Origin of the sequence: Haloarcula salina (assembly GCF_010119195.1) — an archaeon.
Classification (GTDB): Archaea; Halobacteriota; Halobacteria; order Halobacteriales; family Haloarculaceae; genus Haloarcula; species Haloarcula salina.
Genome location: NZ_WRXL01000002.1, coordinates 41,909 through 57,602 on the forward strand (window position 1 = coordinate 41,909; position 15,694 = coordinate 57,602).

Here is a 15,694-nt window from a genome sequence, read left to right on the forward strand (position 1 = left end):
GGCCGCGGTGTACTGATGAGGCTCCGGGCAGACGGTCCGCCTATGCGAACGGATGTCCTCCCGGACGACCGCCCGCTGTCGCCCGACGACTGGCCCGATCCGGCCGAGCAGCGCTACGCGGAGCGACAGGCCCGCCTCGCCGACCGGTACGACGTGGACGCGGAGTCGCGCGTCCTCCACACCGACGCGGCGGGCCGGATTCACTACCTCGCCGCTGGCGAGCCCGACGGCGAACCGGTCCTGTTGCTCCACGGCGTCAGCCTGCCGGCGGCGACGTGGCTCCCCTTGCTCCCGCATCTCACCGACGAATACCGCGTGTACGCCCCCGACAGGCCGGGGCTCGGGCTCTCGGCCGCACCGAGCTACCGGGACCGCGATCTCCGGTCGTTCCTGGTGACGTACCTGCTGGACCTGCTCGACGACCGCGGCGTCGATAGCCCGCACGTGGTCGGCAACTCCCACGGCGGCCTCCAGGCGTTCCTGCTCGCACTCGACCACGACCGCGTGGACAGGCTGGCGCTGGTCGGCGCGCCGGGCGGCGTCTCGCGGGACCTCCCGCTGCTCTTTCGCCTGCTGACGGTGCGCGGCGTCAACCGCGCCCTGTTCTGGCTGCTGAGCCGCGGCGACCCGGTCGAGAACGCGCGCCAGTCGATGGCGCGGGTGAACGTCGTCGACGACGGGGCGCTCCCCGAGGCGTTCTACGAACTGCTGGCCGCGGGCGCACGGCTCCCGGGCCGCGAGGCGAGCCAGCGCTCGCTGGCGACCGCGCAGGGCTCGTTCGGCCGCGCGCACCCGCTGTTCGACCTCCGCGACGAACTGTACGGTCTCGACCGTCCGACGCGATTCGTCTGGGGGACCGAGGACTCGTTCTGGCCGCCGGCCGTGGGCCGTCAGGTCGCCGAGCGGATGCCTGACGCCGGCTTCCACGAGCTACCTGGCCACGGCCACACCCCGTGGCTGGAACCGGGCGACGAGGCCGCGGCGCTCGTCCGACTGTTCCTCGACGAGTGAGTGCGTATTCAAACGAATACAGCGCATACGACCACCGTTCGGCGAGCGGGAGGCCTATTACGACGCGGATGTGTACCTCCTGCGCATGGAGCAGCTATCCTCGTGTTACTTCTGTGGCGGGGCACTCGACGCCTCGCTGGCCGAGTATCCGATCGTCCCGAAGTCCCTCCGGCCCGACGCCGAGACGCAGGGCACCGTCGTCCTGTGTTCGACCTGTCGCCAGAAGCTCGCGGCCATCGTCGAGCCGGTGGTCGAGGCGGCCAAGGCGAGCGACGGTGAACGCGAGAGCGCCGCTCTCGACGATTCGGAGCGCGGGCTCGCGGACGAACCCGAGTCCGAGTCGCCGCCTGACGACGGCATCGTCGATCCGGCCTCCGACGGGACGCTCCTCGGCGGCGCGAACGGGGGCTCGCCTGGGACGGACGCCGACGCGACCGCGGCCGACCCGGATGCGGGAACCGGGACCGCGACAGACGCGACGGCGTCGGACGCCGCCGAGAACGACACTGAGTCGACGGCCGAGACCGCGACGGAGTCGGAGACGGGTGACGCGACGGTCTCCGGCGAGACGGACGCGGACTCGGAAGCCCAGTCGACGGCCGATCGGGAGCCGTCGCTCACGAAGCTGGAGTACAACAAGGTGATGCGCCTGCTCCAGAACCGGGAGCTGCCGGTCGACCGGGCCGAGATCCGCGAGGTAGCCGTCAACGCATACGACATCGAGCCCGAGCAGTTCGACGCCGTCATCGACGCCGCCGTGGAGCGCGACCTCCTCGGCCAGTCGAACGGCCGCCTGGTCGAGGCCGAATGAGGTCGGGCCAGCGGTAGAGAAAGACATACCACCGCCCCTCGCAAAGCACGGGCCATGAACGCAGGCGACATCGCGAGCCGTCTCGACGACCGCCTCGACATCGACGCGTACGCCGACATCGACGCCAGCCCGAACGGCCTCCAGGTCGGCCCGGCGAGCCAGCCGGTCGACCACGCGGCCTTCGCGGTCGACGCCGCGGTCGAGACCATCGACCGGGCCGCCGAGGCCGGCGCGGACCTCCTCGTGACCCACCACGGCGTCGTGTGGGGTGGGATGGAGCGCGTGACCGGGACTCACTACCGCCGTATCGCGCCGCTCATCGACGACGACCTGGCGCTGTACGTCGCGCACCTCCCGCTCGACGGCCACCAGACGCTCGGCAACGCGGCCGGCGTGGCGGACCTCCTCGACCTGGACAACCGCGCGCCGTTCGGGTCGATGAGCGGCGGGCACATCGGCCAGCGGGGGACTCTCGCGGAGCCGACGACCGTCTCCGACCTCGCTTCTTCCCTCGAAGGCAATTTAGACACCGGCGGCGAGCACGTCCAGGTCCTCGACTTCGGCCCGTCGACGGTCGAGGACGTGGCGATCGTCACGGGCAGCGGCGTCGACTGGCTGGAGGCGGCCGCCGAGACGGGCGCGGACGTGCTCGTCACCGGCGAGGGGAAACAGCAGGCCTACCACGAGGCCCGCGAGGCCGGCGTCCACGTCGTCCTCGCCGGGCACTACGCGACCGAGACGTTCGGCGTCCGGTCCCTTCAGGAGACCGTCGCGGACTGGGGGCCGGAGACGACGTACATCGACTGCCCGACCGGGCTCTGAACCCCGGAGATGGATCTTTCCTACGACAGTATCGAGTCCGACGCCGACCTGATCGAGTGGTCACGCGCGTACTGCCGGACGGTCCGCAGGGAGCGCGGCGTGTCGGTCCGGTTCGACCTCGTCGACTGGGAGGTGTCCCACCGCGCCAAGCGCCGCGCCGCCGCTGTCAAGCGGCCGAAGCTCGACGGCGCAATAGTCGGGGAGCCGTTCGACTGGGAGTCCCTCGACGGGAGCGACGGTCGGCCGCTCCGGTGCACCGTCTCGCTCACGCGTGAGGCCTTCGAGACCTTCGACCGCGACGAGTGGGAGTCGACGCTGCGCCACGAGCTCGTCCACGTCGAGCAGTACCAGCGCGACGGGACGACCGACCACGGCCCCGCCTTCCGCGAGCGGGCCGCGCATCTCGACACCGACGTCCACTGCCCCGCGTTCAGCGACCCGAAGTACGTCCTCACCTGCGGCGACTGCGGCGACCTCGTGGCGCGCAGATACCGCGACTGCAAACTGGTCGACGAGCGCGAGAGCTATCGGTCGAACTGCTGTGGCGCGTCGCTCGAACTGACCTGAAACGGCGCGACTCAGAACAGGAACCGGACGGCCCAGAGGACGCCCATTCCCGTCGCCATCGTCGCGAACACGTCCTCGGTCTTCCAGGCCACGCCCGCCGCGAGCGCCCCCGCGACGAACTTGTCGGCGGCGAAGGTCGCGGCGTCGAGCGTCACGAACGAGGGTAGCACGAGCGCGGCGAGAACTGCGGCGGGGACGAATCGCAGGAGTCGCTCGACGCCGGACGGAATCTCGTCGAGGCGGCCGAACAGCGCGATAAAGGAGAGCCGGCAGGCGTACGTCAGGACGCCGATGGCCGCGACGGCGGCGGCGACCGCGACCGGGTCGTAGCTAGTCGCCATCGCTCGCCCCCCAGACGGACTCGGTGACGACGCCGGCGGTGATACCGACCGCCGACCCGACGAGCAGGCCGAGGTTGAGCGGGAGGCCCGCGCCGAGGACCGCCAGCGCGCCCCCGACGACGGCCGCGACCGCGGACGCCCGGTCCTCGATGGCCGGGACGAGGATGGCCAGGAAGACCAGCGGGATGGCGAACTCTAGCCCCCAGGCGTCGGGGACGCCGGTCCCGAGCAGCGCGCCGGCGACGGTGGTGACCTGCCACACCGCCCAGAGCGTGACCGCCGCGCCGAGGTAGTACCACTTGCGGTCGACGGGGCGGTCTGACCGGTAGCTGGCGACGGAGATGGCGTACGCCTGGTCGGTCAGGACGTACGCGAGGACGGCCTTCCACCGGGCGGTGAACTCGCGGAAGTACGGCGCGATGGAGGCCGAGTACATCAGGTAGCGGAGGTTGATGACGACCGCGGTCGCCACGACCACGGTGAGCGGGGCGTCCTGTCCGAGCAGTTCCAGGGCGGCGATCTGCGACGCGCCGGCGAAGACGACGACGGAGAGTCCGACCGCCGTCGTGAGTCCGAACCCGGCGTTGACGGCGGCGATGCCGGCGACGAGCCCGAAGGGGACGATGCCGAGCAGCAGCGGAACCGCGTCGCGGGCGCCGCGGCGGAACGCGGAAGTGTCCATAGCTGTGGGTCAGCGTCGGTGACGCTAAGACCACCGTTTCGACTGGCGTGTGATACGTCGAGACGGGGCACGAAAGTATTCCCCAGATGGAGTGGCATGGCGACTCGGGACGCCTGCGAAGTGATCATCCACTCCGGGGAATATGTTTGAGAATGCACTTATGACAGGAATTGTATATATAGGGTGATGCTCCGAAGGAATTTCCTCATACTCTCGTCCTCCACCTGTGTTTATTTGGCAGGCTGTTCTTCCACATCAGACAATACAAACACACAGTCAGAAACGACTGATGAATCCCAAGATCAGTATCTTGAAATCCGTAACCGAACCGAAGATGAAGTGAGCTTATCCCTCAAAGTAGAAGGTTCAGATTCAGTTATATTGCAGGAAGACTCTGAGGTGAAAGCTGGCCAAACCGAAAAAATCCCACTTCAAATCGCTGAAGAGGGCAAATACGAGTTAACAGTTTCTCGCTTAGGCGGCAACGAAGTTTCGCAAACGTTGGTAATCGGAGACTATGACTTAGAACATGACCCAAATGTCATTATCGAGGTCCGAGACGAAAAGATAGAAATAGTTGAGTTAGAGTGAGCTAATAAGACTCGTCCGATGAACTGACCGCTACGGCTGTGAATCGATTCGCTGTCTTAACAACAACTGTTATCGGACCGATTGAAACGATTCACACACCGATCCCACGACGGCAGTGCGATCGAGTGTGCCGTGATTTTCGATGGCCACTATCGGTCGACAGGCCGCTCGGCGGACGCGGCGAACCGCGACGTTGAAACCGCGGCGCGCCCGACTGGCGTCCAATGAGCGACCACACCGACGAGCGAGAGACGTTCCGTCACGACCCCATCGGGCACGCGGAGGCGCGGGCCGGGATGACGGTCGGCGAGCTGGCCGACAGCTACGGGCAGGCGGGCATCGGCGCGAGCGACCTCCACGAGGCCGTCGACGTCTACAGCGAGATGCTCGACGACGACGTGACGACGTTCTTCGGGCTGGCCGGCGCGATGGTTCCGACGGGGATGCGGGCCATCGTCAGCGAACTCATCCGCGACGGGCACATCGACGTGCTGGTGACGACCGGCGCGAACTGCACGCACGACAGCATCGAGGCCATCGGCGGCAAGCACCACCACGGCGAGGTCACCCCCGAAGACCGGACCGAGCGCGAGCACGACGAGACGCTGCGCGACGAGGGCGTCGACCGCATCTACAACGTCTACCTCCCCCAGGAGCACTTCGCGCTGTTCGAGAACCACCTCCGGAGCGAGGTGTTCTCGACGCTGGAAGACGAGGGAGCCGTCTCCATCCAGCGCCTGACCGAGGAACTCGGCCGAGCTAACAGCGAAGTCAACGAGCGCGAGGACGTGGCCGAGGACGCCGGCGTGCTGGCGGCGGCCTACGAGAACGACGTACCGGTGTACTGCCCGGCGTTCCAGGACTCGGTGCTCGGTCTGCAGGCGTGGATGTACTCCCAGACGAGCGAGTTCACCGTGGACGCGCTCGCGGACATGACGGGGATCACCGACATCGCCTACGAGGCCGACAGCGCCGGCGCGATGGTCGTCGGCGGCGGCGTCCCGAAGAACTACGTCCTCCAGACGATGCTCGTCTCGCCGGACGCCTACGACTACGCCGTCCAGCTGACGATGGACCCCTCGAACACCGGCGGCCTCTCCGGGGCGACCCTGGACGAGGCCCGCTCGTGGGGCAAACTGGAGAAGGACGCGCGCAACGTCTCGGTGTACGCCGACGCCACCATCACGCTCCCGCTGGTCGTCGCCGCGGCCCGCGAACGCGCCGGCGAGTGATCCCCTGACTCGTCCGGTATGTACGGCTATACACCTGACCGCTGGCGGGGACCGCTCCCGAGAGGCCGTACCGATACGTACCACTCATATAAAACGTCTTTCGCGGGCCACCGGGACCCTCGACTGTCATGTCACGCTACATCGGTCGGCGGACGTTCGTCGAGGGAACGGCGGCGACGCTCGCTGGCGCGGGCCTCGCAGGGACGGTCAGCGCACAGCAGTCCGAGGACGCGGACGACGGGGACGGCGAACAGGGCGAGCGCGGAGAGCGCGGACAGGGCGAACACGACGACGGCGCGGAGGACGCGATGACCGACGACCCGACGCTCGTCGCGCATCGCGGGTTCGCCGGCGTTTACCCCGAGAACACGGAACTGGCGGTCGAGGCCGCCTCGTTCGGCGGCCCGGGCACGGACACCGCCCACCGCCGGGCGGACGTGATCGAAGTCGACGTGGTCCCGACCGCCGACGGGACGCTCGTGACGTTCCACGACGACGGCCTCGCCGGGCGCGACGGCGGCGAGCGCGGTCTGACGGACGCGGAGGGCCTGGTCTTCGAGACTGATACGGACACCGTCACGAGCGCGGCCGTCCTCGGGACCGAGGAGACCGTCCCGACTCTCGAAACGGTGCTCGACTCGATTCCGCCGAGCGTGGGCGTCAATCTGGAGTTCAAGAACCCCGGGAGCGAGGACCTCCGCTTCGCCGAGTCGCTGTCCGAGGACGCGCTCGCGACCCAGAAAGAACTCTGGCGGCCCTACACCGAGCGCGCCCTCTCCCTCGCGAGCGAGTACGACAACGAGGTCCTCGTCTCGTCGTTCTACGAGGCCGCGCTGGCGACGGTGCGCGAGACCGACGACTCGATTCCCGTCGCGTTCCTCTTCTGGGACAGCATCGAGACCGGCCTGGAAATCACCCGCCGGTACGACTGCGAGGCGCTGAACGTCCCCCGAAACATGGTGCAGGGGACGCCCCTGTTCAACGACGAGTACTACGTCGAGGGCGGGTTCAGCGACGTGGACCTGGTCGAGATCGCCCACGGCGAGGATCGCGAGGTGAACGTCTGGACGGTCGAGACGTGGTACCAGGCCCAGGAACTCGGGCGGGCCGGCGTCGACGGTCTCATCGCGGACTACCCGACGATTCTCTGAGGAGGTCGTCGCGCGGAGCCCACAGTTCTATTGTGATCCGAGCTAAACGTTCGCACATGTCATTTCAGACGACTGTCCGGCCGGCCGAACCGGTGGACGTCGCGGACATCCGGCGGGTCGCCAGCGCCGCGTGGCATACCGTGTACGACGACATCCTCGGCGCGGAGACCGTCGACGACCTCCTCGACGAGGGCTACGCCACCGAGGTGCTGGAGCGGATGATCGAACTCGACGACATCGGGCTGTTCGTCTCGACCGCGGACGGGGACGTGGTCGGGTACGCGAGCTGCGGGATGACCGACGCCGCGGGTTTCGGCGACCTCGACCTGTACGTCCACCCGGACTACTGGGGCGAGGGCATCGGCACGGACCTGCTCAACCGGGGCGAGAGTCACCTGCGCGACCTCTCGGTCCGGAAGATCCGCGACGAGGTGCTCGCGGACAACGAGGTCGGTAACGGCTTCTACCGGACGCACTTCGAGAAGATCGGCGAGCGGACGACCGAGGTCGCCGGTCGCGAGTACCCGGTGAACGTCTACGAGCGGACGGTGTGAGTACGGCTTGATTTCGAATGCGTATGTGACGCACACTCGCTCTCAGTCCGTGTAACAGCGCTTAAGCCGCCGAACGTCCTTCCCCGGTGCAATGAGCTACAAGATCGGACTCGTCGGCAAGCCCTCCGTCGGCAAGTCCACGTTCTTCAACGCAGCGACGATGAACGACGTCCCGGAGGGGGCGTACCCGTTCACGACGATCGACCCGTCGATGGGCGAGGCCTACGTCCGGGTCGACTGCGCCGCCCCGGAGTTCGACCACTCCTGTACCCCGAACCACGGCTACTGCGCGGACGGCGTCCGGTTCGTCCCGACGAAACTGGTCGACGTGGCCGGCCTGGTCCCCGGCGCACACGAGGGGAAGGGACTGGGGAACCAGTTCCTCTCGGACCTCAACGAGGCCGACGTGCTCATCCACGTCGTCGACTTCACCGGCGAGACCGACCTCGAAGGCGAGCCGACCGAGGGCCACGACCCCCGCGAGGACATCGACTTCCTCGAAGACGAACTGGACATGTGGTACCTCGACGTGCTGGAGAAGGGCATCGAGCGGTACCGCTCTGGCTACCACGGCGAGGACGCCGACATCGAGGCCGACCTCGCCGAGCAGCTGTCCGCGTTCAAGATCAGCGAGGAGGAAGTGAAGCAGGTCATCCTGACCCAGGACCTCGAACTCGACCCGGACGAGTGGGACGAGGCCGACAGGGAGGCGCTGGCCCGCGAGATCCGCATCCGGACCAAGCCGATGGTCGTCGCCGCGAACAAGATGGACACCGAGGCGGCCCAGGACAACTGGGAGGCCGTCACGAACGACCCCGAGTACGAGCACCTGACGTTCGTCCCCGTCTCGGCTCACGCGGAGAAGGCCCTGAAGAACGGCGACGAGCAGGACGTGCTCGACTACCGCCCCGGCGACGACGACTTCACCGTGACCGCCGACCTCCCCGAGGAGAAGGCCGCCGGCCTCGAACAGATCCGCGAGTTCGTCGCCGCGTTCGGCGGGACCGGCGTCCAGCAGGCCCTCGAGACGGCGCTGTTCGAGGAACTGGAGGCCATCGCGGTGTTTCCCGGCGCGCGCAAGCCCCAGGAGGACGGCACCTTCCTGCAGGACTGCTTCGTCCTCCCCGACGGCTCGACCGCCGAGGACTTCGCGTACTTCCTTCACACGGACATCGGCGACGGCTTCCTCCACGCCCACGACGTTCGCTCCGGCCGCCAGGTCGGGGCCGACACCGAACTCGACCACCGCGACGTGGTCGAGATCACGACGACGAACTGAGCCGCCCGGGACCGTCGCTAGCCGCCGTCACAACAGCAGGTGAGCCAGCAGGGCGACGATGGCGATCTTCTTGACGAGGATGACGACGATGATCCACTGCGTCGTCGAGAGGCCGCGCAGGCGCTGGACACCCCGCCGGAGGAAGGCGGGCGAGTGGGCGACCTCGCGCACCAGCAGTCGCCACTCCGCTCGGAACGTCTCCAGGGCCGACCCCTGTCCCTCCGTGTAGGCGGCTTCCGGTGCGGGGAGCCACTCCGCGCCGGTGTATTCGAGTTCGACGAGCGCGCCCTCCAGGTGGGCGACCTGCTCGAACGAGAAGCCGCTGGCCTCACAGAGCCGTTCGAGGCGGGCCACGTCGCGGTCGCTGTCGAGGTCGTAGGTCCGCCGGATCGGATCGGTCGCCCAGTCGAACCGGAACCGACAGACGATCTGGTCGTCGCCGACCCACACGTCGTCCACCTCGGCGAGTTCGACCGTGCCCGCCGTCTCCTTTCGCTTGCGCTTCAGGTGCTCGTACTCGGAGGGGTCCGCCGCAGTCGTCAGCTGGGACTCCGTCTCGGACATGTCTTCCCTCCCGTGTTTGGCTCTCGACGCTATACGTTTTCTCCCGCTACGGCGGGTCGACCGGACAGCCGTTGATCTCGCCGCCGCGCATCCCCTCGGCGAGCCAGTAGATCGACAGCGTCAGCACGACCAGTGCCCCCACCGCGAACTCCAGGCCGTCGAGCGGCAGGAAGAGCAGCGAGGTCGACACCCCGAGCAGCGAGAGCAGGGCCAGCAGGACCGCCGAGCCACAGGCCGCACAGCCCGCGCCCAGCGTGCCCAGCAAGAGCCCGGCCGCGCCCGCTCCGCCCTGTTGCAGGTCGAGGCCGTGCTCCCGGAAGTGGTACGCCGCGAGCGCGATGTCGACGCCGGTCAGCAGGGCGACGGCGACGAGCAGGACGCCCTGCGCGGCCGTGAACGACGTGCCGACGAAGGGGTACAGTTCGACCAGCACCCGGAGCCGACTGTCGAGCGGGAGCGACCCGCCGACGACGAGGTCCGACACCAGCGTGACCTGGAGCGAGAGGACGAACACCGACAGCGCGACGACGGCCGCGACGGCGGCCACGACTGCGTAGGCCGGCAGCGTGAGCACGAGCCGAACCGTGCGCCCCATCAGCCGCCAGTCGCGACCGCGCGTCGGCAGCCTGACTCGCCACACGCGGCTCACGGCGTCATCCCTCGCTCTCTCCCAGCGCCTCCGCGATGAGCTCGTAGCTGACGGAGCCGTTGACCTTCGTCACGAACTCGCCGTCCTCGAACAGCAGGATGATCGGCGTCGTCTCGCCCAGGCCGGCGTTCTCGGCCGCCCGGACGTCCGCCTGGACGGCGTCGGCGTGGGCCTCGTTCGCCGCGTCGGTCCTGACGGCATCGCCGTCGACCGCCGTCTCGCTATCGAGGAACGTTGCCGTCCGCTCAAGGACGTTCTCCGTGGTGAACGACGACTGCTCGGCGAAGTAATGGCCGAACAGCGACCAGAACGCCTCGCCGTCGCGGGCGAACGTCGATTCGAGGGCCTGCGTCGCCGGCTCGCCCCAGGGGTAGATGACCGGGTAGGTCCGCACGACGTAGGCCCCCTTGCCCGTCTCGACGATGTTCGACTCGATGTCCGGCACGGTGTCCTCGTGAAAGCGCCGGCACGTCGGACAGGAGGGGTCCTCGAACGCCAGGACGACGTGCCCGCCGAGTTCGCCCCGACGCGGCTGGGCGTCGAGATCGGCCGCCGCGGGGTGGTCCGAGATGGACTCGCCGGTGGTCTCGCTGTCCGAACAGCCAGCGAGCCCGCCGACGACCCCGGCCCCCGTGAGCGACAGAAAGCGTCGTCTGTTCATGATCGACCCGACGGCCCGCTGTGGTATAGCGTTTGTTCCAGTGTTCGCTCGCGAGGAGAAACCGTCTTGTCGCCGGCCGCGCTATCCCCGGGCGGCCGATGACGACGCCAGCGGGCCGAACCGGGGTGACTCCCCGGTGGTGACGAGCCCTATGAGTGCCGAGGCCGAACTATTACCGACCCTTCGTTTCGCTCGTTCATTGCAGAACAATAGGATGCAGCAGCGGGCAACGTGAGTGTTGAAACCGACCTCTCACCGAGAAAACGATAAACTCGGCCTGACGCTCAGCCCAAACAACAAAAATTATATAAGGACACAGTCTGCCATCCAGTGGAAACAATCATGTCGGGCTCTGAAGTTCCAGATGGTTACGTACGCGATTATCTTACGGGAAAAGTAGTTGAAGATTCCGAAACAGAAGAGGCAAGACAAGTATTAGGAAAGAGATTGGCCGAGGAGTATCGATACGACAACCAATCAGCGGGAATTGACGTCACGGTTTCAGGGTTAGACGAGGAAATTGATATAGTCCTTTATGAAGATGAAGGGAATCGCACCCCTCAAATAGTTATTGTCACCTCGGTTGGCGATAGAAAAGACGGCGAGGAGAGAATAAAATCCGCTTTAGAGAACACGCCTGCTAATCTCGGTGTTTGGTTTAACGGAGAAGATAGAATCTGTCTTCATCAATCAGATGCCGGTATAGTTGAGCAGATTCCGGACATCCCAAAATCGGGGGAAACACTCGATGAAATTGGAGTATACAAATACGAGGACTTGGTTCCTGCGCCGGATTTACAGAACATATTTGATGTAATTTACTACCATCTCTACTCGAATAGCGATATCTCAAGAGCTGAACGGCTTGGTCCGGAAATGATACGGCTATTATTTTGTAAACTCCATGACGAGAAAACGAATGAGGTTTGCCAATTTGTAGCTCGAGTTGATGAAAACTCGGACGACGTTGCTGAACGGATTAAGAAATTATTCGAGGAAGTAAAAGAATCATATCCGGATGCGTTTAATTCAGATGAGCGTTTAGTTCTGGACTCCGATTCCATCGAGTATGTCGTTGGGGAGCTCCAACGAATTGGTCTGACAAAGACTGACCGAGACGCAGTTGGAGATGCGTTTGAGGTGTTCATTGGCCCATCTCTCCGAGGCGATAAGGGGCAATTCTTCACTCCTCAGAACTTAGTAGATATGACTGTAGAAATTATTGACCCAGACCCGACTGATGAGGTTCTAGACCCCGCTTGTGGTTCAGGTCGATTCCTTATTTCCTCCTTGGAAAAGATGCGGCAAAAAGTCCAGACAGACGGTGGTGAGTTCCAGCAGGACCTATCTACTTTTTCTGCAGCCGAAGATGAAACAGAGAAGGAGACAATTGAAGAGCCTACGTTCACCCAGACTATTGATTATTCTGACGAATCTGGTCCAAGTTCAAATATCTACGGTATAGATAAGGATTTTGACATGGCTAAAATTAGCAAGGCGTATATGGCCATTGCAGGGAATGGGAGCAGCCATATCGTCTGTGAAAGCAGCCTAGACCTCCCAAAATCATGGAGTCAACAAGCTAAAGATATTCTGACACAGAAGGGAGATTTGCGAAAATTTGATATTATTCTCACGAACCCTCCATTCGGCTCCAATATTCCTGTTAAAAGTAAAGAGGTCCTTGAGGAATATGACCTTGGATATAAATGGAATTACATAAAAAAGCGAAGTCAATGGGAAAAGACGAAGCAGGTACTCGATGGACAGGCCCCACAAGTTCTGTTCATTGAGCGATGTTTAGATATGCTCCGGCCAGGCGGTAGAATGGGAATCGTGCTGCCGGATGGAATTCTTGGAAATCAGACTAACGGGCACATTCGCCAGTACATGATGGAGAATGCTCATATCGTTGCAGTAATTGATACTCCAATTGAGACATTCTTGCCAAGCACTAGTACCAAAACGTCCGTGGTTGTTCTTCAAAAGAAAGGAGAGGGAGTTGAACCGCCGGAAAACGTCTTCATGGCAATCGCTGAAGAATGTGGCCATGACCGTCGAGGTAACCCGATTCCAGAAGATGACTTCCCCCAGATTATTGAGGAGTACAAGGAGTTTCAGAACCAATGATTTCGTTTGATTTCCCTCAATCGGAGTTAGATAACAAACTCGCAGTTCCGCACTATGAAGTGCGCAATATTCTTAACAACCTTAGCCGGGAATTCGAGACTGTATCCATCGGCGACTGTGCTAAGGTGGCAAGTGGAAGTTATATTCCTGAATACGTTTCTGACGGAACCCCATATCTTAGAGTCGGTAATATTGGAGAATTCCAATTTAATTTGAACGACGAAGACACCGAGTTCGTTGACCCAGACCATCCGGACCTAACTGATAGAGTGTTTGTCGAGGAAGGAGATGTAGTTATTCCACGAACGGGGACGTTAGGAAACGCATCTATTGCAACTCATCAGACAGTTGGAGCAGTCATGAGTCAACACGTTACTCGGATATCTTTTGACGGTGTTGACCCATATTACGCAGTGGCCTTTCTAAACACCGAGTTCGGGAAAGAACAGATGTTACACAGCGGCCACGGTTCGACTAGAAAGGAACTCACCCACAAATCTCTAAAGAGGATTGAGATTCCTATCGTCGAAGACGGCATCGAGGATATTGCTCAGTCAGTAAGAGAGGCAATGGAAGCGGAACACAAGGCGAATGGGAAACTCGAGAAGGCGTTAGACCTGTTTCGAGAGGGAATACAAATTGGCATCTCCAAGGAATTAGGTTCTGCGTCATTTTCTGTCCGAACGAATGATATCCAGGACGAGAAGTATTTCAGCTTCATCCCGGAACACTATAGGCCAGAGTATAGAGATGTAGTCAGAGAGATAAGGGCGAATTACAAGACGAAGCAGTTGGGTGATATCGCTAAAATCAACCGAGGACAGGGAACCACAGTAGACGAATACTCGACCGAGGGAATCCCATTTGTACGACCTTCTGACCTAGTAAATTGGGAGATTGACCCTTATCCTGACCATTATGCTACCTTAGACACTTATGAAAAATTTGACCAAGAAGTTCAAGAAAATGATATTCTCTATTCTATTGAGGGGAAGGTTGGCCAGTCAGCAATCCTACTAGAAGATGAAAAATGTGTGTTCAAAAACCACATAGAACGAATAAGAATTCAAAATGAACAAGTCGACCCTGTCTTTGCATTCTTGTTCTTAAATACCGAATATGGAGACTACCAAGTAAGGACAAAGAAGGTAATCCAAACAACTATCCCCGGTATCGCGGGGCGAATACGAGAGGTATATATCCCCATATCTCCGGCTGATTCGGATGACTTCAATGAGGAAATCCACGAAGCTATATCTGTGGCTAAAGAAGGACTTCAACTCAAAAAACAGAAGAAAGACAGTCTCTCAAGCGCTAAAACAAAGATAAGTAAGATACTGGAGGACCAAATCGAGCGGTAAACTATATTCGGTTATTGTTTCTCAGAACCTTTTCCATCCAATCTAACGTTCTATCCACACCATCGTCGTGAGCTACTTGATTGCAATGATGGTGTCCCCATCCAAGTTTGTATGGCTTGTGAGTAAACCTTCCAGGCTCTAAGGCATCCAGATGAAAGAGATTTGCCTCAGTAATTCTGTTGTGTAGATTTTCTCTCCCCTGAGTTTGCTCGACTTGGCTCATCAACTCTTCTGCTTTAATCGGCTCTCTACATAAGGGGCAAATCGTCGTATCGTCTTTTATCATATTCTGCTCCTCGAACTTTTCTCGGTCTATCAACTCGCGTTGTTCAAGTATTGTTTTGAGATGGTTTGGTAGAGATGTCCCCGCCTTATCCTCCATATCTTCCGTTTTCCATGCTAGATATGCCAACTGAAACTGCGCTTCTCTCGTATCTCGTTCAGAAGCATATTCGAAGAACCTAATTCCCTGGGCTTCACCCCTCACTACCTTCTCTTCTGCTACCGTTGCTGGAGCTCTCGCGATATATTCGCCCTCGTGATATACCTCTCCTCTCATACTCCGCTTTTCATTGCCCTCGGAATCTACATATTTACAAGGTTCCCAGTCATCTTTCGGAGGGAACATATCCCATTCCTGACGGGTAGAGTAGAAAATGAACGCGTTATCGCCAATGTTCACGTCCCCAGGGAAGTCCTCTCTCTCTTCCCCAGTTTCTTCGTCAAAGTATTGCGAGGGACGAACCATTATCGTGTAGCCGTTATCATACCCTCCATCTGGGGATGTGTTTTTGAACTCTAAGGGAATAACAGCCCTGTTCCATCTGCGAACCCTATTCTGATATGGAACCCTATCTTTTGGTTGGGCCCCCCTGGTCATTGCAGTTTTATCGAGCTTGTTATACACTTCCTCAGGAAGGTCATCCACCATTCCTTTTGAGAAGAACTTACATTTTCCACTATGGCTTGGAAGACGGTTGCAATACTTCTCTTTTGGACACAATTCTACCGATGAACTCCCGTCAGTCCATTCTTCTAATCCCATTGACTGTTACAAAAGTGAGTTAAACAGGTACTTGTATGTCACGGTTGATTGGAGCTTAGCGCGGACGCTAACGGAATATTTCTCAACTCTGGATATCGGTCTTCGTTCGTCCGGTGGACTCGTTCAGCAGTCCTGAAATTGTGTACTCACTTCTCTTCAGGGGCGTCCAGCGGATTCTGGTGATTAAGTAAGTAATTTGATATTCGTTTCCGGCGTCTCTCTGAATAGGTCCTACTGTCGCCG

17 protein-coding genes are annotated in these 15,694 nt (G+C 61.3%); 11 read left to right on the forward strand and 6 right to left on the reverse strand.

Features of this window, described 5'->3' with window-relative positions:
* Positions 1 to 42: 42 nt before the first annotated feature.
* The 4 genes from GM656_RS05145 to GM656_RS05160 all read left to right on the forward strand — a co-directional run bounded on the left by GM656_RS05145 (position 43) and on the right by GM656_RS05160 (position 3,211).
* The gene (locus GM656_RS05145; RefSeq protein ID WP_162412602.1) at positions 43 to 1,011 is read left to right on the forward strand and encodes an alpha/beta fold hydrolase; all 969 of its coding nucleotides are present in this window, start codon (positions 43 to 45) and stop codon (positions 1,009 to 1,011) included.
* A gap of 85 nt (positions 1,012 to 1,096) precedes the next feature.
* Positions 1,097 to 1,822 (forward strand): hypothetical protein, encoded by a 726-nt coding sequence (locus GM656_RS05150; protein ID WP_162412603.1) that lies wholly within the window; start codon positions 1,097 to 1,099, stop codon positions 1,820 to 1,822.
* Between the two features lie 54 nt (positions 1,823 to 1,876).
* Positions 1,877 to 2,644: a Nif3-like dinuclear metal center hexameric protein gene (locus GM656_RS05155; RefSeq protein WP_162412604.1), complete on the forward strand. Its 768-nt coding sequence runs from the start codon at positions 1,877 to 1,879 to the stop codon at positions 2,642 to 2,644.
* 9 nt (positions 2,645 to 2,653) lie between these two features.
* Positions 2,654 to 3,211: a SprT-like domain-containing protein gene (locus GM656_RS05160; protein ID WP_162412605.1), complete on the forward strand. Its 558-nt coding sequence runs from the start codon at positions 2,654 to 2,656 to the stop codon at positions 3,209 to 3,211.
* Positions 3,212 to 3,222: 11 nt separating this feature from the next.
* Here the strand turns inward: GM656_RS05160 and GM656_RS05165 are convergent, their stop codons facing one another.
* Both GM656_RS05165 and GM656_RS05170 read right to left on the reverse strand, forming a co-directional pair.
* On the reverse strand, positions 3,223 to 3,552 hold the full coding sequence (locus GM656_RS05165) for an AzlD domain-containing protein (RefSeq protein ID WP_162412606.1): 330 nt from the start codon (positions 3,550 to 3,552) through the stop codon (positions 3,223 to 3,225).
* On the reverse strand, positions 3,542 to 4,234 hold the full coding sequence (locus tag GM656_RS05170) for an AzlC family ABC transporter permease (RefSeq protein ID WP_162412607.1): 693 nt from the start codon (positions 4,232 to 4,234) through the stop codon (positions 3,542 to 3,544). The genes GM656_RS05165 and GM656_RS05170 overlap by 11 nt, the downstream gene beginning before the upstream one ends.
* A gap of 186 nt (positions 4,235 to 4,420) precedes the next feature.
* Between GM656_RS05170 and GM656_RS05175 the strand changes: the two genes are divergently transcribed.
* From GM656_RS05175 to GM656_RS05195, 5 genes are all read left to right on the forward strand, one after another.
* Positions 4,421 to 4,825 carry a hypothetical protein gene (locus GM656_RS05175; RefSeq protein ID WP_162412608.1) on the forward strand — a complete coding sequence of 135 codons (405 nt, stop codon included), beginning with the start codon at positions 4,421 to 4,423 and terminating at the stop codon, positions 4,823 to 4,825.
* Positions 4,826 to 5,049: 224 nt separating this feature from the next.
* Positions 5,050 to 6,057: a deoxyhypusine synthase gene (locus GM656_RS05180; protein WP_162412609.1), complete on the forward strand. Its 1,008-nt coding sequence runs from the start codon at positions 5,050 to 5,052 to the stop codon at positions 6,055 to 6,057.
* A 128-nt stretch (positions 6,058 to 6,185) separates the two neighbouring features.
* Positions 6,186 to 7,208, forward strand: a complete 1,023-nt coding sequence (locus GM656_RS05185; protein ID WP_162412610.1) for a glycerophosphodiester phosphodiesterase — start codon at positions 6,186 to 6,188, stop codon at positions 7,206 to 7,208.
* Positions 7,209 to 7,264: 56 nt separating this feature from the next.
* Positions 7,265 to 7,762, forward strand: coding sequence for a GNAT family N-acetyltransferase (locus tag GM656_RS05190; RefSeq protein WP_162412611.1), 498 nt, complete (start codon positions 7,265 to 7,267; stop codon positions 7,760 to 7,762).
* Positions 7,763 to 7,853: 91 nt separating this feature from the next.
* The gene (locus GM656_RS05195; RefSeq protein ID WP_162412612.1) at positions 7,854 to 9,041 is read left to right on the forward strand and encodes a redox-regulated ATPase YchF; all 1,188 of its coding nucleotides are present in this window, start codon (positions 7,854 to 7,856) and stop codon (positions 9,039 to 9,041) included.
* A gap of 27 nt (positions 9,042 to 9,068) precedes the next feature.
* On the opposite strand, the gene GM656_RS05200 is transcribed toward GM656_RS05195, so the two are convergent.
* The 3 genes from GM656_RS05200 to GM656_RS05210 are packed head-to-tail and all read right to left on the reverse strand — an operon-like array spanning position 9,069 to position 10,915.
* Entirely contained in the window at positions 9,069 to 9,605 is a 537-nt protein-coding gene (locus GM656_RS05200; RefSeq protein WP_162412613.1) for a hypothetical protein, read from the reverse strand.
* Positions 9,606 to 9,651: 46 nt separating this feature from the next.
* Positions 9,652 to 10,200 carry a hypothetical protein gene (locus GM656_RS05205; RefSeq protein WP_162413208.1) on the reverse strand — a complete coding sequence of 183 codons (549 nt, stop codon included), beginning with the start codon at positions 10,198 to 10,200 and terminating at the stop codon, positions 9,652 to 9,654.
* 58 nt (positions 10,201 to 10,258) lie between these two features.
* Positions 10,259 to 10,915 (reverse strand): DsbA family protein, encoded by a 657-nt coding sequence (locus GM656_RS05210; RefSeq protein ID WP_162412614.1) that lies wholly within the window; start codon positions 10,913 to 10,915, stop codon positions 10,259 to 10,261.
* Between the two features lie 330 nt (positions 10,916 to 11,245).
* On the opposite strand from GM656_RS05210, the gene GM656_RS05215 reads away from it, so the two are divergent.
* Together GM656_RS05215 and GM656_RS05220 are read left to right on the forward strand one after the other, a co-directional pair.
* A complete protein-coding gene (locus GM656_RS05215) occupies positions 11,246 to 13,045 on the forward strand; it encodes a restriction endonuclease subunit M (protein ID WP_162412615.1) in 1,800 nt (599 codons plus the stop codon).
* The gene (locus tag GM656_RS05220; RefSeq protein WP_162412616.1) at positions 13,042 to 14,406 is read left to right on the forward strand and encodes a restriction endonuclease subunit S; all 1,365 of its coding nucleotides are present in this window, start codon (positions 13,042 to 13,044) and stop codon (positions 14,404 to 14,406) included. Before GM656_RS05215 ends, GM656_RS05220 begins: the two co-directional genes overlap by 4 nt.
* Position 14,407: 1 nt before the next feature.
* Here the strand turns inward: GM656_RS05220 and GM656_RS05225 are convergent, their stop codons facing one another.
* Positions 14,408 to 15,451 carry a BstXI family restriction endonuclease gene (locus GM656_RS05225; RefSeq protein WP_162412617.1) on the reverse strand — a complete coding sequence of 348 codons (1,044 nt, stop codon included), beginning with the start codon at positions 15,449 to 15,451 and terminating at the stop codon, positions 14,408 to 14,410.
* Between the last annotated feature and the right edge of the window lie 243 nt (positions 15,452 to 15,694).